This is a genomic window from Streptomyces sp. FIT100, from assembly GCF_024584805.1.
GTDB lineage: Bacteria > Actinomycetota > Actinomycetes > Streptomycetales > Streptomycetaceae > Streptomyces.
In genome coordinates, this window is sequence record NZ_CP075715.1 from 994,945 (window position 1) to 1,019,514 (window position 24,570).

A 24,570-nucleotide genomic window follows, 5' to 3' on the forward strand; every position below is an offset into this window, starting at 1 on the left:
TCACCCTCCGGAGGTCAGCCCGGTCCGTGGTGCCGTGGCGAGGTGGACGCCCACCCGCTTGACCATCAACGTCATCTCGTAGGCGACCTGGCCGACGTCGGAGTCGGAGTCGGTCAGCACGGCGAGGCAGCTGCCGTCACCCGCCGCGGTGACGAAGAGGAAGGCGTCGTCGAGTTCGACGACGGTCTGCCGGACCTGCCCCACGTCGAAGTGGCGGCCCACGCCCTTGGCGAGGCTGTGGAAACCGGAGGCGACGGCGGCGAGGTGCTCGCCGTCCTCGCGGGTGAGGTCCTTGGACCTGCCGGTCGCCAAGCCGTCGCTGGAGAGCACCAGCGCCTTGCGGATGGAGCCGACCCGCTCGACCAGTTCGTCCAGGAGCCAGTTGAGCTCGCCGCCCCCGGCGGTGTCGTCTTCTGCGGCGTTCGGTGCGGTCATCGACCGTTCTCCTCCGGTGTCGTTCCGTGTGCTGTTCCGGCGGTGCCGTCGGGGCCGGTGGCGTCCTCGGCGTTGTGCCGGCGTCCGCGCTGCCAGCCCCGCTGCATCGCGGCCATGCGCGCGCGTACTTCTTCCGCGTCACGTTCGATGTCCGGCCCGTCCGCCGATGCGCCGCCGGTGGAGGCGGAGGCGACGCGGCCCGCCGAGGCGTCCGCGCGCAGCTGCGGCGCGAGGCTGGCCTGGCGGACGCGCCGGGGCAGACCGCCGTTGTTCGTCACGCGCCCTCCCTCCTTGCCCGGTGTCCCCTTGGCCGGGGCCTCCTCGGCCTTCCCCACGGAAGAGGCAGTCTCCGCCGCGTCCGCGGTCCGACCCGCCGCGTCCGCGGTCCGGCCGAAGGACGGGGCCCGGTTGGGGGCGGGATGGGCGCGCCCCGCCTCGTCCACGCGGCGGCCGTTGTCGCTGACCAGCGTCGGCGGCGTCCGGCGCGGCAGCGGAACGGGGCCCGTCGGGCGCGGGCCGCCGCCGCGCGGCCGCTGCGGCACCTGGTCGGACGCCTGCTGGTGCTGCTCGTCGGACGGCGTGCGCAGGAAGTCGCGGGCGCGGAACAGCCCGCCGCGCTCGCTCTCCGTGTCCTCGATGTCGGCGGCGGAATCGATCACTCCGATGGACTCGATCGTGTCGATGCCGCCGAGCGCCGGACGGTCGTCGAAGCCCAGCGCGCCGACGGGGGGCTCCAGTTCGACGGGACCGTCGAGCACGGAGGGACTGGTGAGCCCCGTGGGCACCTTGGACAGGGCGGCCAGCCTGCCGCCGTCGGAACGACGCCTGTCACGGCCCCTTTCCGGCGGGCCGTCGCGGTCGATACGGCCGCTCTTGCGGTCGCTCGCGCGGTCGAGGCGGAACCCGGTCCCCTCCGTGTCCGGCGCGTCGGTGAGAAGCGTGGCCGGGATGAAGACGACCGCGGTCGTGCCTCCGTAGGGCGAAGGCTGCAACGAGATCCGGACGTTCTGCCGCTGGGCCAGCCGGCTGACGACGAACAGGCCGAGGCGGTCGGTGTCGGAGAGCTCGAACTCGGGCGTCTCGGCGAGCCGGAGGTTCGCGTCGAGCAGCGCCTCGGGCGTCATGCCGAGTCCGCGGTCGTGGATCTCCAGGGTGAAGCCGTTGGCGACCCGCTCGCCGTGCACCTGCACGGCGGTGTGCGGGGGCGAGAACACCGTGGCGTTCTCCAGCAGTTCCGCGATCAGATGGGTGAGGTCGGCGACCGCGGCCCCGCCCACGCCGATCCGCGGCAGCCGCCGGACCTCGACGCGCTCGTAGTCCTCGACCTCGGCGACCGCTGCGCGGACGACGTCCATGAGCTGGATGGGCTTGCGCCACTGGCGGGACGGGGCGGCCCCGGAGAGGATCACGAGGCCCTCGGCGTGCCGGCGCATGCGGGTCGTGAGGTGGTCGAGCCGGAAGAGGTCGGCGAGTTCCTCGCTGTCCTCGGTGCGCCGCTCCATGGCGTCGAGCAGCGTCAGCTGGCGGTGGAGCAGCACCTGGTTGCGGCGGGCGAGGTTGACGAAGACCTCCGAGACGCCGCGGCGCACATCGGCCTGTCGGACGGCGGCCTCGACGGCGGCCCGCTGGAGGGTGTTGAGCGCCTGGCCGACCTGGCCTATCTCGTCCTTCTCGTATTCGAGGTGCGGTGCTTCGGTCTCGACGTCCACCGTCTCACCGGCGGCGAGCCTGCGCATGACGCTGGGCAGACGGACGCCGGAGACCTCGTGCGCCTCCTTGCGGAGCCGGGAGAGCGCCCGGACGAGATCGCGGCCGATGCGTACGGAGACGACGACGGAGACCAGCAGGGCGAGGAAGCCGAGCACGCCGGCCACTCCGGCCCTGACGAGGACGTCGTACGCGGCGGGCTCGACGCGGTCCTGGTAACGGTCGCCCGCCTCGGTGCTCTGCCGGGCGAGGTCGTCCAGGACGGGGGTCGCCTGCTCCTGCCACCACGGCGCGTCGATGGCGCGCGGGTACTTGGTGGGGCCGCCCGCGATCAGTCTCTCCTCAGCCTCGCGCAGCGGCTGGGTGTCGGGGCTGCGCCAGTACCGTTCGAGGATCTCCCGCTCGGACGCGGGCAGGACTTCGAGGCTTGTCTCGTACAGCAGCGCCCGGTTGGCCGCGAGGTCGGAGATCGCGCGGATCTCCGCGGCGGTGATCCGGCGTGTGATCAGCGCGGAGGTGACGAGCGCGTCCTCGCGGGCGAGCAGTTCGCGGGCGCGGCTCACGCCGACGAGGGCGCGGCCCTGCTTCTCCAGTTCCACGTCCTCCAGTGCGTGGAGGGAGGTGAGGAAGGTGTAGCAGGGGTCGACGAGCCGGTTGTAGAACTCGAGTGCCTGGGCACGGGTGATGGCGCTCTTCTCGACGTTGCGGCGCAGTGAGCCGAGTCCGTCGAGGGCGTCGACGAGCGAATCGAGCCGCTGTGACGCATCGGGCCGGATCGAGTCGCGTACACCGGAGTCGTCGGCGCTGTCGCGGATTTCGGCCACGGCCACGTCGGTGGCGGCGCGTTGGCGGCGCAGCGTGGTCAGGGCGTCGGATGCGCGCGGGTCCGCGAGATAGATCAGGGTCTGGCGGCGTTCCTTCTGGATGACGCGGACGGTGTCCTCGATGGGGTGGCCGACCTTGCCGATGATGTAGCCCACGTCCAGGAGCTGCTTGGCTTCCTGGCCGGTCAGTGCGGTCGCGAATCCCCACAGCGCGGTGAGGGACACGAGCGGCACGAGCAGCAGCGCCACGATCTTCCTGCGGATGGACTTCCCGCGAAAGCGCATGGCCTCCCCCAGATCGGCGCCCGCTGCGGGCGGGCGGTGATTCCGCTTGTGTTTTCCGTCAACTTGCGTCGACTACCGTCAACAAACGGCGCGAGCCTACTACTGACGCACTGCCAACTCGAAGACACGTCCGGACGATTTTCAGCCGTGAGGCGGCACGTTGATCATGGGTTGTCCTGGTATTCGGGGAGTTGGACCATGCGGGTGTGGCCCAGGACACCTGGCAGAATGCAGCATTCCGTTCCCGAATGGATGGCTGGAATTCTTCCTACCGTGGGAATCTTCGGCGGGATTCGTTCGTCTTCCTGTGCGGGGAACGGGAGTTGTCGGGGGCTGCGGTGGTTTCGGCGGTTCCGCCTGTGCCGGTGATGTGTCGGCACAGGCACGCCTGACACGGCGTAAAGACGGTGAAATCCGGGCAGGCACCCTGCAGTCGGACAGTGGTGGGGAGTGGACGCGGGCCATGGCTACGGCGGATGAGACAGGTGTGCGGGGGCGGCTCTGGGTGGAGGAGCCGGCCATCCGGCGGCGGATGCCTGATCCGGTGCGCACATCGGCCGTGCGTGCGGTGATAGTCGTGGCGGTGACGATGATTCAGGCGATGGTGGCGTTCCTCTTCAGTCTCACGGGCTCATGGCTGGCGTTCCCGATGGTGCTCGGCAGCGTGGGGAGCACGGTCGTGGCGACATGGGCGGTCCTCGACGTCTGGGTGACCCGCCAGGTGTGGAACCAGCGGCACGGTGTCGTCTCGGTGCCGAGCAGCACGGCGCGTCGGCTGAGGCGCGAGCGGCGCAGGCAGCGCCGGGCGGTGCGGAGCGCCGCGCGTGAGGCCGCGCGGATACGGAGTCGGCGCACAGGCGGCGGCTGGCTGTCGGAGGCCTGACCACCCGTCGGCGCCCCCGATGGTGTGGTGACGTGGGCAGTTCGCGTAGGACGTTGGCGTGGGGACGTTGGCGTGGGGCGTTGGCCTGGGCCGTTGACGGGCCCTCGCCGCCGGTGCCGTGGCGCCGGTCCCGTGGCGGTGGTGCCACGGCACCGGTGTCGTGCCACGGGTCCCCTGCGACCGGCCGGCGTCTACGCGCCGGGCGCGGGCGTCGACGGCGCCGGTGCGGAGGACACCGGTGCGGAGGACACCGGTGCGGCCGGTCCGGGGGCGTCCGCGCCACTCGCCGGCGCATCGGCAGAGGCCGTCGCCGGCCCGTCGACGGGCGCCGTCTCGTCCGCACTGCGCTTGAACATACGGGTGGCGGTGATCTCCCCGTGCACGGTCTCGCCTTCGGTGCGCTGTTGCGGAAGACCGGGCCGCAGATGCTCCTCGACGCTGATGTACTTCAGACCGGCCCGCAGGTCCGCGTCGTTGCGGAGGCGGATGACGAGCGGGAACTCGGCGAGAGCGGTCGTGTCGAACAGCCCCGTGGTGTAGAGCAGTTGGACGCCGAGGGCGTCGGAGACCGCGCGCTGGAGCTCCAGCAGATACGTGGCGTTCGCACGGCCGATGGGGTTGTCCAGGAACAGCGTGCCGGCGTGCCGGTGCTTGTCCCGGCCGCGGTCGTTGCTGCGCAGGGCCGCCATCGTGCAGTACAGGGCGATGGCCGCGGTGAGGAGCTGGCCGCCGGAGAAGACGTCGCCCATCTGCCCGACCGGCACCCTCTCGGCGCGCAGCACGGCGTCGGGCTTGAGGATCTCGACGGCGACGCCCTTCGGCTGAAGCGCCGCCTGCACACCGCGCAGCAGCAGGGACATGCCGTCCCGGCGCAGATCGGAGTTCTTCTTCACGGCGGCGCGGGTCGCCTCGTCGATGACCTCGCCGAGCCGCTCCGTGAGCGTCGCCTGGTCCGGCTCGTCGAAACGGATGCGGAGGAACTCCTGGCCCGACCACTCGCCGAGCCCTTCGGGCAGCCGGGAGAGCCGCTGTGCCGAACGGAGCGTCGTGAGCGCGGACTCCACCAATCCGCGCAGCCGGTCCACGATCGAGTCGCGGTTGCGCTCCAGCTGTGCCAGCTCATCCGTCAGCACGCGGAGCCTCGGTGCGAACGCCTCGGCCCACTTCGCGGCGTGCTCGGGCAGTGCGGCCGCGGGAAGTTCACGGATCTGCTGGCGCGCCGGGGTGCGTACGGCTTCGAAGCGGGTGGAGTTGGCATGCCGGACGAGCACATCGCTCGCCTCCCGTACGGACGCTTCCGCGGCGGACAGGTCGGAGGCGCAGCCGCGCAGCGAGCGCCGGGCCTCGGCGGCGGACTGCCGGGCCTCCTCCAGGCTGCCCGGGTACGGCTCCGGGGTCTCGTGCTCCTCGTCCGTGTGCTCCCTGAGCAGGTCCCTCAGCAGTGCCGCGGTCTCGTCGAAGCCGCCCGCCGCGTCCTCCGCGGCCCGGTGAGCGCGCAGCAGTCCGGCATGGGTGGCCCGCGCGGTGTCCAGGGCGTCGGTGCGTGCGGCGAGTTCCGCCGTGGCCGTGCGCAGCAGCGTCTGGGCGTGCTCGGCGTCGGCGGGGACCAGCTCCTCCGGCAGTTCGGTGTGCGCTTCGCCGTCCTGCGGGGCGAGGCGTTCGGCGTCGCCCCGCAGCCGGCCGAGCTTCTCGCTCGCCTCGGAGGCACGGGACTCCAGCATCTGGACCAGCGATTCGGCGCGGGCAGCGGCCGCCTGCCGGGACGGGCCGTCGGCGCCGTCGGTGCCCTCGAGGAGCTGGGCGGCGCGGGTGCGCACCTTGTTGGTGAGCCGGTCCAGTTCGTTGAGGGCCGCACTCTCGTCGCTCTCGGCGCGGGCCTGCTCGGCACGCAGGTCGGCGCCGACACCGACCTTCTCGTACAGCTGTGAGGCGGAGCGATATGCCTCGCGCAGGGCGGGGAGCGCGGCGCGCGGTGCTCCGGTGCCCTCTGGATTCCCGGAGTCCGCTTCCGGGAGCTGCTCGGGGGCGCCGGCGATCTCGGCACGCTCGGCGCGCAGGGCCCGCGCGGTGCGGCGGGCGTCGTCGGCCGCGCGCTGGGCCGCGCGGCGGTCCTCGTCGGCAGCGCGGGCCCGCTCCAGCCAGACGGCCGCCTTGGTCTCGGACTCGGCGGCGTCGTCGGCCAGTTCGCGGACCTTGGCCTGCCAGCCGGCCCTCTCGCGCAGGCGGAACGCAAGCCCGGCGAGCGCGTCTGCGGCTCGGCGGGTGCGCTGGGCGGTGTCCTGGCGCTCGTCGCGCACACGGGCGGTGTCGGCGGCGGCCTCGTCGGCCTCGGCCCGAGCGGCACGTGCCTCGGTGAGCTTCGCCGCCGCCGCGGCGGCGGCGTCGGCGGCCGTCTGTGCTGCCGCGTCGAGCTCGGCGAGCATGCCGGGCGGGCAGTCACCGCGCCAGGACCCGATGCGCGCGGCCAGCGCCCGGTCCCCCGCCAGCCGTGCGGCCAGCGTGCGGATCTCCTCGTCCCGTGCGGCCGCCCGGGCGCGCAGCGCCTGCCGCTCCTCGTCGGCGGCCTGCTCGTCGTGCATGGCGGGGTTCGGCGGTACGAGGAAGACCTCGGCGCCGCCCCCGGTGCCGGGCCCGGGCACCGGCGCGAGGAGCGCGGCGGCGGTGCCGACGGCCACCGTGGACCGCGGGAGCAGCGCGGCGCCGGAGAGCACCTCGCGGGCGCGGGCGTAGGAGACGGGGTCGGTGATCACGACGCCGTCCACCAGCTCGGGCCGTGCGGCGAGCACGGCGGCGTGGTCGGCGGGGTCGACGGCCTGCGCGAGGTAGCGCCAGCCGGGGAGCGCGGGGATGCCGTGCTCGCCGAGGAGTTCGACGGTGGCCAGCACATCGGGGCCGGGCGGGAGCAGTCCGCCGTCACCGAGCGCCCCGAGGATGCGGGCGTCGTCGGCGGCCGCGGTCCTCAGCTCGAACAGCTGCCGTTCGGCCGCGGCGACCCCCTGCTCAAGGAGCTCGCGCAGGTCGTCGGCGTAGCGGTCCAACTCCTCGGGGGCGAGGGGCCCTTCGACGCCGCGGGTGGAAGGTCCTGCCGGGGTGACCTGTCCCCCTGCGGAGCCGGCAGGGCCGTCGGTACCGCGTGCGGCGCCTTCGGTCCCCTCGGGCGAGTCCCCTGCGCCGGGCGTTTCCCCGGGGGCAGTTGCGCGACGCGGGCCCGGGACTGCCGGGGCGGCGGTGGCCGGGGGCAGGCTCAGGAGTTCGGCGAGGCGCTCGGACTCGGCGATGGACGCGGCCGCGCGGCGCTCCGCCTGGTGGGCGTGGTCCGCGGCCTCTGCGGCGTCCGACGCCCGGGCCGCCGCGAGCTCGGCCCGGGTCTCGGCGGCGGCGGCCTCGCGGGCGCGGTCCGCGGCCTCGCGCGCGGCGTCTCGGGCCGCGTCCCAGGCGGCCACGGCGGTCTTCTCCGCGTCACTGGCGGCGAGCGCGGCACGGGCCGGGTCGGCGTCGGGGGCGGTGTCGTCGAGCCAGCCCGCGCGGACGGCCTCCGCGGTCTCCTGCTCGACCTCGGCGAGGCGCTGGCGCAGATGTCCGGCCTCGCTTCGCGCGCGCTGTGCCTCGGTCGCAGCCGATGTGGCGTCGCGGTGGGCGGACTCGCCGGCCTCCTGGAGCGCGGTGGAGCGCTCCTCCTCCTCGTTGGCCACCCGTTCGGCGTCCTCGGCCGCGGAGTGCAGCGCGCGCACCAGGTCGGCCGCGGCGGTGGCACGGGCGGCCAGCGCGGGGGCGGCGTCCCGCTCGGCCTCGCGGATGGCGGCGGCGACGCGCGCCGAGCGGTCGGCGGCAGCGCGGTGCCTGAGCACCGCTTCGGCGGCCTGCCAGGCCGAGTGCAGCGTGCGGGCGTCGGTCAGCTCGCGGCGCTGCGCGGCGGCGCTCTTCTCGGCGGCGGTGAGCGCCAGGGACGCGTGCCGGTAGGCCAGTTCGGCCGCGATGAGCGAGCTGCGGCCGCGGGCGCGCTCGGCCTCGGTCACGGTGTCCGCGGCGCCGGTGACCTGCTCGGCGAGGTCCGCGGCGCGGTGGCGTTCCTCGCCCCCGCGAGCGGAGAGCCTGCGGGCGAGCGTGCGTGTACGGCGCTCGGCGCCGGAGTGGATGTCGCGCGCCCGTGCCCGCGCCTCGGCCGCCTCGACGATGCGGCCGAGCAGATCGAAGGAGCCGGCGGTGAAGTCGCGTTCCGCGGTGAGTTCGGAGCGGCGGCCGAGTTTGTTGCCGAAGCCGCTGACGAGGTCGGCGAGCCCGTCCGTGTCCCTGGTGTCGGTGACGGCCCGCAGCAGCAGATCGGTGAAGTCGGAGTCCTTCTTGACCGCGAAGAGCCCGGCGGCCTCACCCTCGTCGGCGTTCATCTCCCGCTGGTAGCGGAAGAGTTCGGGGTCGAGACCCAGGTCGCCGAGGTGTTCGTTCCAGCGGTCGTGGATCTCTTCCCAGTACACGTCGAGATGCAGGTACGCCTTGCCCGCATCGGTGATCGCGTCGCGGAAGCCCTTCATGGTGCGGCGGCGGCCCTGCGCGCCGGAGGCGCCCTCGACGGGCGGGCGCACCGCGGTGGACTCCGCGACCGGGAGCGAGTCGAGGCTCAGGCCGGGACCGGGCCGGAAGGAGTACCAGGCTTCGGCGAACTTGCGCGGGTCGTTGGAGACCTGCCGCCCCCGCCACTCGCTGACCTTGCCGACGACGACCAGCTCGCCGGTGAGGGTGTGCTGCCATTCGAGGGCCACGTGTCCGCAGTCGTCGGCGAGCAGGAACTTCCGCAGCACGCCCGAGCTGGCTCCGCCCAGTGTGTTGCGGTGCCCGGGGAGCATCACCGAGAAGATCAGCTTGAGCAGGACGGACTTGCCGCCGCCGTTCTCCAGGAAGAGCACGCCCGCGGGGGCCGGGCGGCGCGGCGGGCCGACCGGCTCCTCCTCGAAGAACTCGGCCTGCATGGGAGCCGGGTGGGGCACGGGCGCACCGACTCCGCGCAGGTCCAGCACGGTGTCGGCGTAGCGCGCACCGGCGGGCCCGATGGAGTAGAGGCGTACCCGGGACAGCTCGTACATGGCGGCGGACTCTCGTTGTTCTCAGGAGGGTTGGGCGGTGGTCAACGGGTTGGGCGGTGGTCAACGGGGTTGGGCGGTGGTCGACAGGTTGGGCGGTGAGCGGGGTGGAGCGGGGCGGGCCGTGTCAGGTGTGGAAGGGCAGACCGGCGTCGGCGGCCAGCTCCAGGCCGTCGGCGTCGGGTGGCGGCAGGAGTGTCGCCGTGCCGTCCGTGACGGGGACGATGCCGAGCTCCAGCAGCTCGGCCATGGCGGCGCTGCCCGCCATGTCGCGGACCTGCAGCTGGTACCGGGCGGTCGTGCGGTACGCCCCGCCGGCGTCGTCGCCGGTGCGCTGGAGGAAGCCGGAGTCGGTGAGGAAGGCGACGGCCTTGCCGACGATGCCGGTGGTGGATCCCGCGAGCCGCCGGGCGTCCTTGGTCGCGCCCGTGGCGCTGCGGCGGGCGTAGATCCGCCAGGCGGCTTCGAGGCCGGGGGTGCCGGATGCCGGGTCGGTGTTCTCGCCCTGCTGCTCGGCGCGCTCCTCCAGCCTGCGGCACGCCTGCCGTATGAACGCGTCGATGCCGTTGACGGTGATCCGGCCGATGTACCCGTCGTCGGCGAGGTCTTCGGGGCGCGGGAACGCCATGGCGGCGACGGCCAGGTGCGCGAGGCCGTGGAGGAAGCGGTCGGCCGAGTCGGTGGAGGCGCGACGCGCGTAGTCGCCCATGCGGACGGCGAAGACCGAGTCCTCGCCCGCGGTCACGGCCATGCCGGCGCGCGGGGAGACTTCGAGGACGACCAGGCCGAGACCGGTGGCGACGGCGTCGGCGAGCCGCGCGAAGGCGGGCTCTTCCCGGTAGCGCCGCAGCAGGTCGGCGTACTCGGCGTCGCGCGCGGGCAGCAGCTTGGGCTGGAGCCCGAAGGAGACGAGGCGGGCGGCGTCGGCCGCGTCGGCGGGCGTGACGCCGGCGGCCGCGGAGATCGGGCCGGACGGCGGTCCCTGCGGCGCACCACCCGGCTCGCTCCACGCCCCGGCGTGCTCTGCGTGCTGCTGGCTCACGGCTGGTGCTCCTCTGCGGGGTGGTGGTTCGGCGGCTCGCGGTGGGCCGGGGCAGGGACGGGGGCGCCGGCGGTGGTGGGGCGGGGCGGGCTCACGCCGACTCCGTGCGGTCCGCCGCCATGCCCGCCGCGTCCAGCAGGGCCGTGCCCACGATCAGGTCGGCGCCGCCGAACTCGGGGTCGTCGAGCTCCGTGCCGTCGTCGACGGCGAAGAGCAGGCGCTGTTCGCCCTGTCGGTAGGCCGTGCCGACCGGGGGGCTCGCCGCGTGGACGGCCAGCAGCGCGACCAGGTACGGGAGGTCCGGGTCGCGGCGGCGGGCCTCGGCGAGCAGGCCGGAGAGCCGGCGGGGTGCGTCGTGCTCCAGATCGAGCAGCTCCATGGCGCTCGCGAGCTGCTCCTCGCTGAAGCGGCTGTCGTCGGGGGTGGCGATGAGGTCGGGCTCCGGCATTTCGGCGCCCAGGTGCTCGCGCTCGACCGGAGGGGTGAGCAGCAGCTCGACGAGGTCGCCGACGCGCACGGAGGCGGGGGTGCGCAGCCCCGTACCGCGGGCGAAGAAGGCGTCGGTGACGCGGATGGCCTGGTCCACGGGGAGCGGGAGCAGCGGGGCGAGGAGGTGCCCGTACAGGTCCGTCCCGGAGCGCGCCGCCGGTGCGGCGAATGCCTGGCGGTCCTGCTCGGCACGGAAGAGCGGGCCGGCCTCCAGCAGCCGTGACTGGAGCTGGGTGTGGCGGCGGATGCAGTCCTTGACTATGTCGACGAGCTCGGCGGCCCGGCGCTTGTGCTCGCCCGTCCTCGGATCGGACCCGGTCTCGGCCTCGTCGCGTGCCTTGCGGATGTTGGTCAGGATCGCGTTCTCGTGGCGGTAGCGGTCGGCGACGTGGTCGAGCGCTTCGGCGATCATGTCGGGCACCGTGTTGAGCCAGTCGACGGCGCGCACGTTGCGGCGGGTCGCCTCGAGCGTCCTGCGGAGCGTCTCCGCGTACTGAACGGTCCGGTAGCGGGCCTGCTCGGCGGCGAGCTGGGCGTCGGCGAGCCGGCCCCGGCTGATGAGGACCTCCAGCTTCACCTCGGCCGCGATCTGCGCGCTGGTGACGTCCGTGTCGAGCGCTCCGACGAGGACGTTGACGGCTTCGTCCGTCGTACGGAGGTAGACGCTGCCGCCGTGGCCGGGGACTTCTTCGATGAGCTTGAAGTCGTAGTCCCGGCGGACATATGCACCGTCCGGCCCGAAAGTGCCATAGACGGCACGGAAGCCGCGGTCGACGCTGCCCACGTTGATCAGGTTCTCCAGCACCCAGCGGGCCACCCGCTCATGCTCCGCCAGGGGGCGCTGCGGGGCCTGCGCCGCGACGCGCGGCAGCAGTCTCGCCACTATCTGCTCGTGGTCGGCACCGGTGTCGAAGTCCATGTTGAGCGTGACGAGATCGATGGCGGCGAGGGCGACTTCGGCCATCGCGTACACCGAGTACTCCCCCGCGAGATTGGCTTTGCGGGTGTCCAGATCGTGCAGCGGGGCGGTGCATGCGAGCGCGCGGAGCCGCCGCGCCAGCCCTTCGTCGGCGGCCGGCCCCTGCGCGGGGCGCGGCCCCGCGCTGAGCTGGGGCGGAACGGATTCCGTCGGGGCAGGCAAAGTCACGGTGCACAGACTAGGTCCTCGGACTGACAACGGTCGAAACGGCGCAGAAACCCCGCGCCCACCGTGCCCGTGTCAGCGCCCGTACCCGTGCCCGCGCCCGTGTCAGCGCCCGTGTCAGCGCTCCGCCGCGTCCCCGTCCTGGACGAGTCCCGCGTACACCCGTACGAGCCGGGTGCGCGAGTCGTCGAGGTAGGCGGCGAGGAGCCGCTCCGCGCCGTCCCGCTTCCCCGCCTTGAGAGCTTCCAGAATCTCCCGGTTTCGCACGAGATACGGCTCATGGAGCCCGCGGGGGTCGTCCACGACGTGGAAGGCGAGGCGGAGTTCGGCGAGGACGCCGCGCATGAGCTCGTCGGTGCGGACGCTGCGTGCGAGCGCGACGAGCTCCCGGTGGAAGTGGATGTTGGCGGTGGAGACGCCCTTCCAGTCCTCCACGGATGCGGCCTGTTCGCCGGTGATGACGGCGGTGCGCAGCCCGTCGACGGCGAACGGCGGCTTGCCGAGCCCTCGGACGACCGCGCACTCGACGAGCCGGCGGGTGCGGTAGATGTCCTCGACGTCCTCGACGGCCAGCACGCGCACGAACACCCCGCGGTTGAGCTGGTGGACGAGCAGGCGTTCGTGGGTCAGCAGGCGGAATGCCTCGCGGAGCGTGTTGCGCGAGACGCCGAGCGCGGTGCCGATGCTGTCCTCCGAGAGCCGGGCCCCGGGAGGGAAGAAGCCCTCGGCGATCCGGGTGCGCAGGATGTCGGCGACCCGCTCGGCCGTGCTGGTCCGACCCAGCAGCGCGCGGTCGTCCGCCAGTTGGCCGTGTCCGGACCCCGTCGTCCCCACAGCGCCCTCTCTTCGTGCTCCACGGCCGCCGGTCCCTGTGACGACGTCCGGATTCACCGGATTCAACCGCACGAGCAAGGACGAGACAACATGACTCTTGTCGGATCGTTGAACAATCCCCTACGCTCGGTGTGGCCGGCATCACAGCCTGATGCCGAGCGCAGGTCTCAGCCGCGCCCCTCCCCCTTCTGCGAGGTGCAGATGAGTACGACCCAGACGCAGCCGAAGCAGGGCGAACGACCCGAAGACACCGGTGCGTTCGCCTTCCTTCGCGCGCTCGGACCGCGTGGCCGCCGGGCCTTCGGCGGCGCGTTCGGCGGATACGCCCTGGACTCCTACGACTTCTTCACGCTGCCGCTGAGCATGGTGGCCATCGCCGCCTACTTCAGCCTCGACAGCGGACAGACCGGGCTGCTGACCACCGTCACGCTGGTCGTGTCGGCCGTCGGCGGTGCACTGGCCGGGATTCTGGCCGACCGCATCGGCCGGGTCCGGGCGCTGATGATCACCGTGGTCACGTACGCGGTGTTCACCGTCGCCTGCGGCTTCGCCCCCAACTACGAGACCCTGCTGGTCTTCCGGGCGCTCCAGGGCCTGGGCTTCGGCGGCGAATGGGCGGTCGGCGCGATCCTCGTCGCCGAGTACGCCACGGCCAGGCACCGGGGCCGCACGCTCGGCGCGATCCAGAGCGCCTGGGCCGCCGGCTGGGCCCTGGCGGTCGTCGTGTACACGCTGGTGTTCCAGTTCCTCGACGCGGACACGGCGTGGCGGGTCATGTTCTGGACGGGCGCGCTGCCCGCCCTGCTCGTCGTCTACGTCCGGCGGAACGTGACGGATGCGCCGGAGGCGACCGAGCGCCGGCGCGCAAGCAGCGAACGCGGCTCGTTCACGGCGATATTCCGCAACGACCTGGGGCGCACGACGCTCTTCGCGGTGCTGCTCTCCACCGGGGTCCAGGGCGGCTACTACACACTCGCGACCTGGGTGCCGACCTATCTCAAGTCCGAGCGGGGACTGACGGTCGTCGGTACGGGCGGCTATCTGACCTTCCTCATATCCGGCGCCTTCATCGGCTATCTCACCGGCGGCTGGCTCACGGACGTGCTGGGCCGCAAGAAGAACATCGCCCTGTTCGCCGTGCTCTCCGCCGCCTGCATCCTGGCGTACACGAACATTCCGTCGGGGGCGGACGGACTGCTGCTCGTGCTCGGATTCCCGCTCGGCTTCTGCATGTCGGCGATATTCAGCGGCTTCGGTTCGTTCCTGGCCGAGCTGTATCCGACGGCCGTGCGCGGGACGGGTCAGGGCTTCACGTACAACACCGGGCGGGCGGTGGGGGCCTTCTTCCCCACGCTCGTCGGGTTCCTGGCGGGGAGCTGGGGCGTCGGCGGCGCCCTGGTCTTCGGCGCCGTCGGCTACGGCCTCGCGGTGGTGGCGCTGCTCGGGCTGCCCGAGACCCGCGGGCGAGAGCTCGTGTGAGGACGGGCACGTATGCGAAAGGACCTTCCGGTATGACCTGGGCTTCGATCGACCTCAACGCCGACCTCGGCGAGGGCTTCGGCCGCTGGCGGCTGACCGACGACGAACAGCTGCTCTCCGTCGTCACCAGCGCCAATGTGGCCTGTGGCTTCCACGCCGGGGACGCCTTCACCATGCGGCAGGTCTGTGCCATGGCGGCGGAGCGCAGAGTGCGCATCGGCGCCCAGGTGTCCTACCGGGACCTGGCCGGTTTCGGCCGCCGGTCGATGGATGTGCCGGCCTCCGAACTGGCCGCCGAGACCGCCTACCAGATCGGGGCGCTGGAGGTGTTCGCCCGCGCCGCCGGTTCGCGCGTCTCGTACGTCAAGCCGCACGGGGCGCTCTACAACCGGGTCGTCCACGACGAGGAACAGGCCGAGGCCGTCATCGAGGGGATCCTGCTCACCGGGGAGCGGCTGCCGGTGCTGGGACTGCCGGGCTCCCAGCTGCACACGATGGCGGAGAAGGCCGGACTCCCCGTCGTCACCGAGGCGTTCGCGGACCGGGCCTACCGGGCGGACGGCACCCTCGTGCCACGGGGGCAGGAGGGCGCCGTCGTCACCGACCCCGGGGCGGTGGTCGAACGGTCGGTGTCCGTGGCCCGGTTCGGAGTGGTCACCTCGTTGTGCGGACGGCCGGTGGGCGTGCGCGCCCGCTCGCTCTGTCTGCACAGCGACACCCCCGGAGCGGTCGGCCTGGCCCGCCGGGTGCGGTCCCGGCTGGAGACGTCGGGGGTCCGGGTGGAGGCCTTCGTATGAGACTGCTGCGCGTCGGCGACGGGGCGCTGCTCGTGGAGCTGGCCGATGGCACGGAGGCCGAGGCGCTCCATGCCGAACTGCTGCGCCGCCGCGCCGCCGGCACCCTCCCGGCGATACGGGAGATCGTGCCGGCGGCCCGGACCGTGCTCCTCGACGGCGTCGCGGAGCCGGCGCGGCTGGCCGCCGAGCTGCCCGGCTGGCAGATACCGCCCCTCGCCCCGGACGCCGGGCAGGCGGTCGAGATACCCGTGCGCTACGACGGGCCCGATCTGGCGGAGGTCGCGGCGCTCTGGGGGGTCGGCGCGGACGAGGCAGCGCGCCTTCACTCGGCGGCCGAATTCCATGTCGCCTTCTGCGGGTTCGCTCCCGGATTCGGCTATCTGACCGGACTCGGCGAGCGGTTCGCGGTTCCGCGGCGGACCACGCCCCGCACCTCGGTGCCCGCGGGATCGGTCGCGCTGGCCGGCCCGTACACCGGTGTGTACCCCCGCTCCTCCCCCGGTGGCTGGCAGCTGATAGGGACCACGGATGCGGTCCTGTGGGACCCCGCGCGGGAGCCTGCCGCATTGCTGTCCCCGGGGGTCCGCGTGCGGTTCCTGCCCGTCGGCGCGGGGGCCGGCCGGTGACGGACCGGGCTCTCGCGGTCGTGCGGGCCGGGGCGTTGACGACCGTGCAGGACCTGGGCAGGCCGGGCTACGCCCACCTCGGAGTGCCGCGCTCCGGAGCTCTCGACCCCGCCGCGCTGCGGCTGGTCAACCGGCTCGTGGGCAATCCTGAGCGGGCGGCGGTCCTGGAGACCACACTCACCGGGTGCGCGGTACGGCCGCGCCGTGCGGTCACGGTGGCGGTCGGCGGGGCGCCGTGCGCCGTGCGTGTCGGCGGCCGGCCGGCGGCCTGGGGCGCGCCGGTACGGGTCCCGGCGGGGACGCTCCTGGAGGTCGGCGCGGCGGTGCGCGGCGTGCGGAGCTATGTGGCGTTCGCCGGGGGCGTCGAGGCCGAACCGGTGCTGGGCAGCCGCTCCACGGATCTGCTCTCCGGGCTGGGGCCGGCGCCGCTCGGGGACGGCGCCGTACTGCCGTTGGGCGTGCCTGCCGGGCCGCCTGGCAGGCTGGACGGCACACCCTGGCCGGCGCCCGCGTCGGAGCTGATTCTGCGGGTCGGGCTCGGGCCGCGCGACGACTGGTTCACGGCGGCCGCGCTGCGGACCCTCGCCACGGGCGCCTACCGGGTGTCCGCGGCGAGCAACCGCATAGGGCTGCGCACCGAAGGACCGTCGCTGGAGCGGTCCGTGGGGGCCGAGCTGCCGAGCGAGGGCATGGTCCTGGGCGCGGTCCAGGTCCCGCCGGACGGGCGGCCCGTGGTGTTTCTCGCCGACCATCCGACGACGGGGGGCTACCCGGTGGTGGCGGTGGTCCGCGAGGCGGACCTCGGGGCGGCCGCGCAGGCGGCGCCGGGCACGCCGGTGCGCTTCGTCCCGGTCGGTGGGCCGGGTCAGTCCTCGGGGTCGCCGTAGCCGCCACCGCCCGGGGTGCGCACGACGAGGACATCACCGGGAGCGACGTCCACCGAGTCCACTCCCCGGAGTTCCTCGACCGTGCCGTCCGCGCGCTCCACCGCGTTGGCGCCCAGCGCGCCCGGGCGGCCGCCGGCCATGCCGTACGGCCGGACCCGCCGGTGGCCGGTGAGCAGGGCCACGGTCATCGGCTCCAGGAAGCGGATCCGGCGCACCACGCCGCTTCCGCCGTGCCAGCGTCCCGCACCGCCGCTGCCCCCGCGGACCGAGAACGCCTCGACCCGCACCGGGTAGCGCCACTCCAGGATCTCCGGGTCGGTCAGCCGCGAGTTGGTCATATGGGTCTGGACGGCGTCGGCGCCGTGGAAGCCGTCACCCGCGCCGGAGCCGCTCGCCACGGTCTCGTAGTACTGCACGCGGTCGTTGCCGAAGGTGACGTTGTTCATCGTGCCGGAGCCCTCTGCCTGGACGCCGAGTGCCGCGTAGAGCGCTCCGGTGACGGCCTGTGAGGTCTCGACGTTGCCCGCCACCGTCGCGGCCGGGAAGGCCGGGGCGAGCATCGAGCCGTCCGGGACCCGCACCTCGATCGGCTCCAGGCAGCCGCTGTTCAGCGGGATGTCCTCGGCGACGAGCGTCCGGAAGACATAGAGGACCGCCGCCGTCACCACCGACTTGGGGGCGTTGGCGTTGCCCTGCTGCTGCGGCGAGGTACCCGTGAAGTCGAGCACCGCGCTGCGGGCCCCCCGGTCCACGCGCAGGGCGACCTGGATGACCGCGCCCCCGTCGGTCTCGTAGCGGTACGTGCCGTCGTCCAGCTCGGCGACGATGCGGCGCACTGACTCCTCGGCGTTGCTCCGTACATGGCCCATGTACGCCTGGACGACGTCGAGGCCGAACTCGCCCACCATGCGGTCCAGTTCGGCGATGCCCTTCTCGTTGGCCGCGATCTGGGCCCGCAGGTCGGCGAGGTTGGTGTCGGGGTCCCGGGACGGGTGCGGTGCGCCGGTCAGCAGCGCCCGTGTCTCGGCCTCCCGGAGCCGGCCGTCCCGTACGAGAAGCCAGTTGTCGAAGAGGACGCCTTCCTCGTCGATCGTGCGGCTGAAGGCGGGCATGGACCCCGGGGTGATACCGCCGATCTCGGCGTGATGGCCGCGCGACGCCACCAGGAAGCGCAACCGGCCGCCGTCGTCCCCGAAGACGGGTGTGACGACGGTGACATCGGGCAGATGGGTGCCGCCGTGGTACGGGTCGTTGATCGCGTACACATCGCCGGGCCGCAGCTCACCGGCGTTGCGCCGCAGCACCTCCTTGATGGACTCCCCCATCGAGCCCAGATGCACGGGGATGTGGGGGGCGTTGGCGATGAGGTTGCCCTCGGCGTCGAAGAGGGCGCAGGAGAAGTCGAGCCGCTCCTTGATGTTGACGGAGTGTGCCGTGTTCTCCAGGCGGACGCCCATCTGCTCGGCGATCGCCATGAAGAGGTTGTTGAAGACCTCCAGCAGCACGGGGTCGACGTCCGTGCCCACGGCCACCCGGGCGGGCCGTGGCGCCGTACGCGTGAGCAGCAGGTGCCCGCCCTCGCCCACCGCCGCCCGCCAGCCGGGATCGACGACGGTCGTCGCGTCGGCCTCGGCGATGATCGCCGGGCCCTCGACGGCGTCGCCGGGAGACAGCTCCTCCCGACGGTGCAGCGGGGCGTCCGTCGGAGCGCCGTCGACGAACATCGGTACGGTCGCCCGCGCCTGCGGTCCGGCGTCGCTCTGCGCGGCCTCCCCGAGGACCACCGATCCGTGCGGCCCCGCCGTCCCCACCGCCTCCACCGACACCGCCTCCACGACCAGCGGCTTGTCCATCGTGAAGGCGTACCGCGCCCGGTGCACGGACTCGAACTCCTCCCGCATCCCGGCGGCCGTGCCGAGCCGGACCGGAAGCGCCGTGTCCGTGCCCGCGTAGCGCACGAGCACGCGTGCGTGGGTGGTGATCGCCTCGTCGGGCACGGTGTCCTCGCGGAGTTCCGCGCGGGTGCGGTCGGCGAGTTCGCCGCAGAGCTCCTCGACCCGGTGCAGGGCGGCGTCGTTCAGCTCGGCCTCGACCGACTGCTCGCGCATGGCGGTCGCGTCGGCGAGGCCGATGCCGTACGCGGAGAGGACCCCGGCGAGGGGCGGCACGATTACGGTGTCGATGCCGAGCGCGTCCGCGACGGCGCAGGCGTGCTGGCCGCCCGCGCCGCCGAAGCTGGTCAGGGCGTAGCGGGTGACGTCGTGGCCGCGCTGGACGGAGATCTTCTTGACGGCGTTCGCCATGTTGAGGACGGCGATCTCCAGGAATCCGGCGGCGACGTCCTCGGGGGTCGGCTCGGTGCCGGTCTCCCGGCGCACCTCCTCGGCGAGGGCGCGGAAGCGTTCCCGTACGACGTCGGCGTCGAGCGGCTGGTCGCCGTCCGGGCCGAACACGGCGGGGAAGTGGGCGGGCTGGACGCGGCCGAGCATCACATTGGCGTCGGTGACGGTGAGCGGGCCGCCGCGCCGGTAGCAGGCGGGGCCGGGTACGGCGCCGGCGGAGTCCGGGCCGACACGGTAGCGGCGGCCGTCGAAGTGGAGGACCGAGCCGCCGCCGGCGGCGACCGTGTGGATGTTCATCATCGGGGCGCGCATCCGCACGCCCGCGACCTGGGTGCCGAGTTCGCGCTCGAACTCGCCCGCGTAGTGCGACACATCGGTGGACGTGCCGCCCATGTCGAAGCCGATGACCCGGCCGTGCCCGGCCTGCTCGGAGGTGCGGGCCATCCCGACGACACCGCCGGCCGGCCCCGAAAGGACGGCGTCCTTGCCGCGGAAGTGGGCGGCCTCGCGCAGCCCGCCGTTGGACTGCATGAACATCAGCCGGACGGAGCGGAGTTCGCCGGCGACCTCGTCGACGTACCGCCGCAGGATCGGCGAGAGGTAGGCGTCCACGACGGTGGTGTCCCCGCGCGGCACGAGTTTGATCAGCGGGCTGACCTCGTGCGAGCAGCTGACCTGGGTGAAGCCGAGTTCGCGGGCGGCGTCGGCGACGGCGGACTCATGGGCGGGGTGGCGGTATCCGTGCATGAGGACGACGGCCGCGCTCGTGAAGCCGTCTCGGCGGGCGGCGGCAAGCTGCTCGGTGACCGCGCCCAGGTCGAGGGGCCGGACGGTCCCGCCGTGCGCGTCGATGCGTTCGGGTACGTCGATGACGCGGTCGTACACGGCCTCGGGGAGGACGATGCGGCGGTCGAAGAGTCGGGGACGGTTCTGGTAGGCGATGCGCAGCGCGTCGCGGAAGCCCTCGGTGATGAGGAGGACGGTCGGCTCGCCGCGCCGCTCCAGCAGGGCGTTGGTGGCGACGGTGGTGCCCATCTTGACGACGTCGATCCGGTCCGCCGGCACGGTGTCGTCGGGGCCGAGGCCGAGGAGCAGCCGGATACCGGCGACGGCCGCGTCGCGGTAGTGCTCCGGATTGTGCGAGAGCAGTTTGCGGGTGACGAGATGCCCGTCGGGGCGTCTGCCGACGATGTCGGTGAACGTTCCGCCACGGTCGATCCAGAATTCCCAGCGCCCGCTCATTCCCCCATTCTGGCAAGGGGGACGTCGAGGGACAGCGAGGCGAGCGCGGACGAGAGCGCGTTCTCGGCGACGTGGTCGAGGCGCGCGCTGGTGCCGCGGGCCCAGTGGCGTACCTCGGAGCCGGCGAGCGCGATCAGCTGGGGCAGCAGATCGGTGCAGCGGCGGGCCACCCAGGCCGTGCCTGCGGTCGCCAGCCAGGCCGCCTTGGCCACCCGGCTCGGCGTGGGCTGCTCGGGTTCGGCGCCGGGCGGGACGCCGAGGGCGAGGCCCTCCGCGGCGAGCAGCTCGTGGAAGCGGCGGGCGATCATTCGGTGCCCGCGCTCGCCGGGGTGGAGCCGGTCCGCGCTCCACATCGAGCGGTCCTCGACCCAGGCCGCGTCGGCGATGTGCAGGTGGATGGCGCCGTACCGCTCGGACAGGGCGTGGACGACGGCGTTGACCCCCCGCTGGCGGCGGGCGAGCGGCCGGGCGAGCGGACCGGGCAGCGCGAGCATCGTGCCGGGGTCGGGCAGGCACGCGGTCAGCAGCCGGGTGCCGCTTTCGCTGAGCGCCGCGCAGACCTTGTTGAGCCGGACGGCGATGTCATGGATGTCGAACGTGTGCCGGAGCGTGTCGTTGACGCCGACGACGACCGAGGCGATGTCGGGCGCGAAGGCGAGGACCTCGGGCGTCTGGGCGTCGTGCACATCGCGCGTGAGGGCGCCGCTGACGGCGAAGTTCCGGAACTCCGCCGGTCTGCCGGCCTCCCCGAGGCCCTGCGCGAGCAGCGCGGCCCAGCCGCGCCAGGCCCCGTCGACCCGGTCGCCGACACCCTCGGTGAGGGAGTCGCCGAGCGCGGCGAAACGCGGGGGGCGGGGACGGGCGGCGACGGGGGCGGTGCGGGTGCCGCGCTCCAGGGCCGGTGCGCCCGGCGCGGGCACGGGCACGGCCACTGCCGGGGAGGGAGCCGGGGCCGGGGCCTGCGCGACGGCGAGCGCCGGCACCCGGTCGGACGGGAGCGTGGCAGGGCGGGGCGCTGCGTCGGCCGCGGTTCCGGCGGGTGCCGCCGACGCGACGCCCACGGGGCGCGGGGACGGGACGGTCGCGACGAGAGGGCACGCACCGCCGGTGGCCCCGGACGCGACGCCCGTACGACCGGACGCGGCCTGCGCCCCGGATGAACCGGATGAACCGGATGAACCAGCGAGGCCCGCACCGCCGGCCCGGCCGGGGGCGCTGGAAGGCGTGCCTACCGAGGCCACGGCGCCGAGCTGCACGGACGGGGCCTCGCCGGATGTCCCAGCACTCCCGGACGCCCCGGTAGTCCCGGCCGTCCCGGGCGAGAGCGTTCCTGCCGTGGCGACAGCGTCGAACAGCGCGCCACGGACGGCTCCGACAGCCGGCACAGCGCCGAGCCGCGCGTACGCGGCCTCACCGGACGTCCCAGCACTCCCGGGCGTCCCGGCCGTCCCGGACGTCCCGGGCGTCCCGGCCGTCCCGGACGTCCCGGACGTCCCGGACGAGAGCGTTCCTGCCGTGCCGGGCAAGGGCGTCCCTGCCGTGCCGACGGCGTCAAACAACGCGCCACGGACGGCTCCGACAGCCGGCACAGCGCCGAGCCGCGCGGACGCGACCTCACCGGCCGTCCCAGCTGTCCTGACCGTCCCGGTAGTCCCGGTCGTCCCGGGCGTCCCGGGCGTCCCGGGCGAGAGCGTTCCTGCCGTGGCGACGGCGTCGAACAGCGCGCCGCGGACGGCTCCGACAGCCGGCACGGCGCCCGTGCGGTCGCCGCCCGGAGCCATGCCCGCTCGGGCCACCACTGCCGACGGGACGCGGCGCTCGGCCGGCGCGGGCTCGGCGCCGACGCGATCGGTCGGTGCTGCCGGCGCGGGCACACCGTGCGCTGCCTGGATCGGCTCGCTGCGCGCTCCGGGCGTCAGCTCGGCCGGCGGGCTCAGGTCCGTGCTCATGCCGCGACCTCCGGGTGACCGGCTATACGGGCGGGGGCGTCGTGGGCGGAGAGGAACGCGGTGACCGCGCTGTCCCAGCTGTAGAGCTCCGCGCGGGCGCGGGCGGCCTTGCGCCGGGCGGCTTCGGGGCGGGCCAGCAGTTCGCGGATCGCCTCCGCGAACGCCTCCGGCGTGTCGACGGCGGCGGCTCCCGCGTCGCCGATGACCTCGGGAAGGGCGGAGGAGGCGCTGGAGACCACCGGCGTCCCGCAGGCAAGGGCCTCCAGCGCGGACAGCCCGAAGGTCTCCGCGGGCCCGGGCGCCAGGCAGATGTCGGCCGATGCCTGGAGGTCCGCGAGGGCCTCGCGGTCGGCGACGTGCCCGAGGAAGTGGACCGGCAGCCGGGCGTCCTGGGCGCGCCGGGCCAGTCCGCTGCGCAGCGGGCCCTCCCCGGCCACGGCAAGCGCCGCGCGGACACCGCGCCTGCGCAGTGCGGCCAGCGCGTCGAGCGCCATGCCCGGGCGCTTCTCGACGGACAGCCGGGAGCACATCACGAGCAGCACCTCGGCACCTTCCGCGTACCGGGCGCGCAGCACCTTGCTGCGCCGGCCGGGACGGCAGCGCTCCAGTTCCACCCCGAGCGGCGCGCGCACCACGTTCCCGGCGCCGATGCGGACGAACTCCCGCTCCGCGAACTCCGTCGTGCACACGATCCGCGAGTACGACCAGGCGCTGCGCCGGTTGAGCCGGTCGGCGGCGCGTTCGGCGAACGCCTCGGGCACGCCCCAGGTGCGCAGCACACCGTCGGCCGTCTCGTGGGAGACCATCACCGAGGGGATGCGGCGGCGGCGCGCCCATTCGCCCGTCCAGCGCAGCGTGGTGCGGTCGGAGACCTCCAGCCGGTCGGGGGCGAGCTCCTCCAGGATGCCGCGCAGCCGGGTCCGGTTGGCGAGGACGCGGTACCCGCCGGTGCCGGGCAGGACGGGCCCGGGGAGGGTGATGACCCGTCCCTGGTCGGTCATCATGTCGCTCTCCACGTCGCCCGGTACGACGAGCACCGGGTCGTGTCCTGCCGCCAGATAGCCGCGGCCCAGCTCCCTGAGGGCCGTGCGCAGACCGCCGGAGGCGGGCGTGACGAAGTTCGCGAGGCGTACGATCCGCAGCCCGGCGGTGCCGTGGGCCGCGCCGGTGCCGGTCATGCCGCCACCGCCGTGCGCTCCCGCAGCACCTCCGCGTAGTGGTCGAGGAGCTGGTCGCCGACGGCGGCCCAGGTGCGGCCCTCGACCATGGCACGGCCGGCCCGCCCGTACGCCTCCCGGCGCGCCGGGTCGGCGACGAGGGCCGCCACCGCCTGCGTGACCGCCGCGGTGTCGCGGGCCGGGACGAGGAGTCCCGTACGGCCGTGGTCGACGAGGTCCAGCGGACCGCCGGCGGCCGGGGCGATGACGGGCACTCCGCTGGCCATGGCCTCCTGCACGGTCTGGCAGAAGGTCTCGTAGGGGCCCGTGTGCGCGAAGACGTCGAGCGAGGCGAAGATCCGCGCGAGGTCGTCGCCGGTGCGGCGGCCCATGAACACGGCTCCGGGGAGCGCCTCGCGCAGCGAGGGACTGCTGGGCCCGTCGCCGACGACCACGACCTTGACGCCGGGCAGTCCGCAGGCGCCGGAGAGCAGCTCGACGCACTTCTCGGGCGCGAGGCGGCCGACGTAGCCGACGATCGTCTCGCCGTTCGGGGCGAGTTCGCGGCGCAGCGTCTCGTCCCGCAGCTCGGGCCGGAAGCGGACGGTGTCCACGCCGCGCGGCCACAGCCGCACGCGCGGGATGCCGTGCTCCTCCAGGTCGCGCAGGGCCGCGGTGGAGGGCGCGAGGGTCCGGTCGGCCGCGGTGTGGACGGTGCGGATGCGTCGCCACGCCGTGGCCTCGCCCGCGCCCATGTACGTACGGGCGTAGCCGGCGAGGTCGGTCTGGTAGACGGCGACGGCGGGCAGCCCGAGCTTCGCCGCCGCCGTCATGCCGCGCACCCCGAGCACGAAGGGGCTGGCGAGATGGACGACATCGGCCCGGTGCGCGGCGAGCGCGGCGGCCAGCCGCCGGCTGGGCAGGGCCACACGGACCTGCGGATAGCCGGGCAGCGGGATGGACGGCACGCGGACCACCGGGCAGGGCGCTTCGTTGTCGGGCCCATGCCCGGCGACGGCCGGGGCGATGACGAGTGGATCATGACCGCGGTCGGCGAGATGCCGGGCGGTCTGCAGGGCGCAGTGCGCCACACCATTGACGTCTGGCGGGAAGGATTCGGTGACAATGACGACACGCATAGGGGAGTTGTCGTCTCGCCGGGGGTGGTGCGGCCAACGTGGATCTTTCCGCACGGGGAACGTCCTATGAGCGTTTGTCCCACGGCACCCCTTGGGGGGTCCTTCCCGGCTCGGACCTGCCCCGTGATGTCCCACCCTGCCCGTTTCGGCCATGCACTGACGGCGTTTCGGCCAACGCCTGGCTGAGTCTCGGCGGGGCGCAGTGAACCTGCACGACGGGACACGCCGAGCGGC

Annotated in this window: 15 protein-coding genes; 5 read left to right on the forward strand and 10 right to left on the reverse strand. The window is 73.9% G+C overall.

What is annotated here, in order from left to right; translation table 11 throughout:
- Both KK483_RS04240 and KK483_RS04245 read right to left on the reverse strand, forming a co-directional pair.
- Complete coding sequence (locus KK483_RS04240) at nucleotides 1–435, reverse strand: roadblock/LC7 domain-containing protein (RefSeq protein ID WP_262003831.1); 435 nt, start codon at nucleotides 433–435, stop codon at nucleotides 1–3.
- A complete protein-coding gene (locus KK483_RS04245) occupies nucleotides 432–3,251 on the reverse strand; it encodes a nitrate- and nitrite sensing domain-containing protein (protein WP_262003833.1) in 2,820 nt (939 codons plus the stop codon). Before KK483_RS04245 ends, KK483_RS04240 begins: the two co-directional genes overlap by 4 nt.
- A 463-nt stretch (nucleotides 3,252–3,714) precedes the next feature.
- Here KK483_RS04245 and KK483_RS04250 point away from each other — a divergent pair, with 463 nt between their 5' ends.
- Entirely contained in the window at nucleotides 3,715–4,134 is a 420-nt protein-coding gene (locus tag KK483_RS04250) for a hypothetical protein (protein WP_262003835.1), read from the forward strand.
- Nucleotides 4,135–4,325: 191 nt separating this feature from the next.
- Here the strand turns inward: KK483_RS04250 and KK483_RS04255 are convergent, their stop codons facing one another.
- From KK483_RS04255 to KK483_RS04270, 4 genes are all read right to left on the reverse strand, one after another.
- A complete protein-coding gene (locus tag KK483_RS04255; RefSeq protein WP_262003837.1) occupies nucleotides 4,326–9,212 on the reverse strand; it encodes a hypothetical protein in 4,887 nt (1,628 codons plus the stop codon).
- A 124-nt stretch (nucleotides 9,213–9,336) separates the two neighbouring features.
- A complete protein-coding gene (locus tag KK483_RS04260) occupies nucleotides 9,337–10,251 on the reverse strand; it encodes a hypothetical protein (protein WP_262003839.1) in 915 nt (304 codons plus the stop codon).
- Nucleotides 10,252–10,342: 91 nt separating this feature from the next.
- The gene (locus KK483_RS04265; protein WP_262003840.1) at nucleotides 10,343–11,887 is read right to left on the reverse strand and encodes a hypothetical protein; all 1,545 of its coding nucleotides are present in this window, start codon (nucleotides 11,885–11,887) and stop codon (nucleotides 10,343–10,345) included.
- Nucleotides 11,888–12,001: 114 nt separating this feature from the next.
- The gene (locus KK483_RS04270; RefSeq protein WP_262003842.1) at nucleotides 12,002–12,718 is read right to left on the reverse strand and encodes a GntR family transcriptional regulator; all 717 of its coding nucleotides are present in this window, start codon (nucleotides 12,716–12,718) and stop codon (nucleotides 12,002–12,004) included.
- Between the two features lie 201 nt (nucleotides 12,719–12,919).
- Here KK483_RS04270 and KK483_RS04275 point away from each other — a divergent pair, with 201 nt between their 5' ends.
- Genes KK483_RS04275 through KK483_RS04290 form a run of 4 tightly spaced genes read left to right on the forward strand, consistent with a single transcriptional unit; the run spans nucleotide 12,920 to nucleotide 16,507 of the window.
- Nucleotides 12,920–14,197, forward strand: a complete 1,278-nt coding sequence (locus tag KK483_RS04275) for an MFS transporter (RefSeq protein WP_262003844.1) — start codon at nucleotides 12,920–12,922, stop codon at nucleotides 14,195–14,197.
- A gap of 32 nt (nucleotides 14,198–14,229) precedes the next feature.
- Entirely contained in the window at nucleotides 14,230–14,994 is a 765-nt protein-coding gene (locus KK483_RS04280; RefSeq protein WP_262003846.1) for a LamB/YcsF family protein, read from the forward strand.
- Nucleotides 14,991–15,620 (forward strand): allophanate hydrolase subunit 1, encoded by a 630-nt coding sequence (locus tag KK483_RS04285; protein ID WP_262003847.1) that lies wholly within the window; start codon nucleotides 14,991–14,993, stop codon nucleotides 15,618–15,620. The genes KK483_RS04280 and KK483_RS04285 overlap by 4 nt, the downstream gene beginning before the upstream one ends.
- Nucleotides 15,617–16,507 (forward strand): biotin-dependent carboxyltransferase family protein, encoded by an 891-nt coding sequence (locus tag KK483_RS04290; RefSeq protein WP_262003848.1) that lies wholly within the window; start codon nucleotides 15,617–15,619, stop codon nucleotides 16,505–16,507. Before KK483_RS04285 ends, KK483_RS04290 begins: the two co-directional genes overlap by 4 nt.
- Here KK483_RS04290 and KK483_RS04295 read toward each other — a convergent pair.
- The 4 genes from KK483_RS04295 to KK483_RS04310 all read right to left on the reverse strand — a co-directional run bounded on the left by KK483_RS04295 (nucleotide 16,486) and on the right by KK483_RS04310 (nucleotide 24,336).
- Nucleotides 16,486–20,091, reverse strand: coding sequence for a hydantoinase B/oxoprolinase family protein (locus KK483_RS04295; protein WP_262003849.1), 3,606 nt, complete (start codon nucleotides 20,089–20,091; stop codon nucleotides 16,486–16,488). The genes KK483_RS04290 and KK483_RS04295 overlap by 22 nt on opposite strands.
- Nucleotides 20,088–20,987, reverse strand: coding sequence for an SGNH/GDSL hydrolase family protein (locus KK483_RS04300; RefSeq protein WP_262009342.1), 900 nt, complete (start codon nucleotides 20,985–20,987; stop codon nucleotides 20,088–20,090). Before KK483_RS04300 ends, KK483_RS04295 begins: the two co-directional genes overlap by 4 nt.
- Before the next feature lie 1,049 nt (nucleotides 20,988–22,036).
- Nucleotides 22,037–23,218, reverse strand: coding sequence for a glycosyltransferase (locus KK483_RS04305; RefSeq protein ID WP_262003851.1), 1,182 nt, complete (start codon nucleotides 23,216–23,218; stop codon nucleotides 22,037–22,039).
- The gene (locus KK483_RS04310; RefSeq protein WP_262003853.1) at nucleotides 23,215–24,336 is read right to left on the reverse strand and encodes a glycosyltransferase family 1 protein; all 1,122 of its coding nucleotides are present in this window, start codon (nucleotides 24,334–24,336) and stop codon (nucleotides 23,215–23,217) included. The genes KK483_RS04305 and KK483_RS04310 overlap by 4 nt, the downstream gene beginning before the upstream one ends.
- Nucleotides 24,337–24,570: the final 234 nt, after the last annotated feature.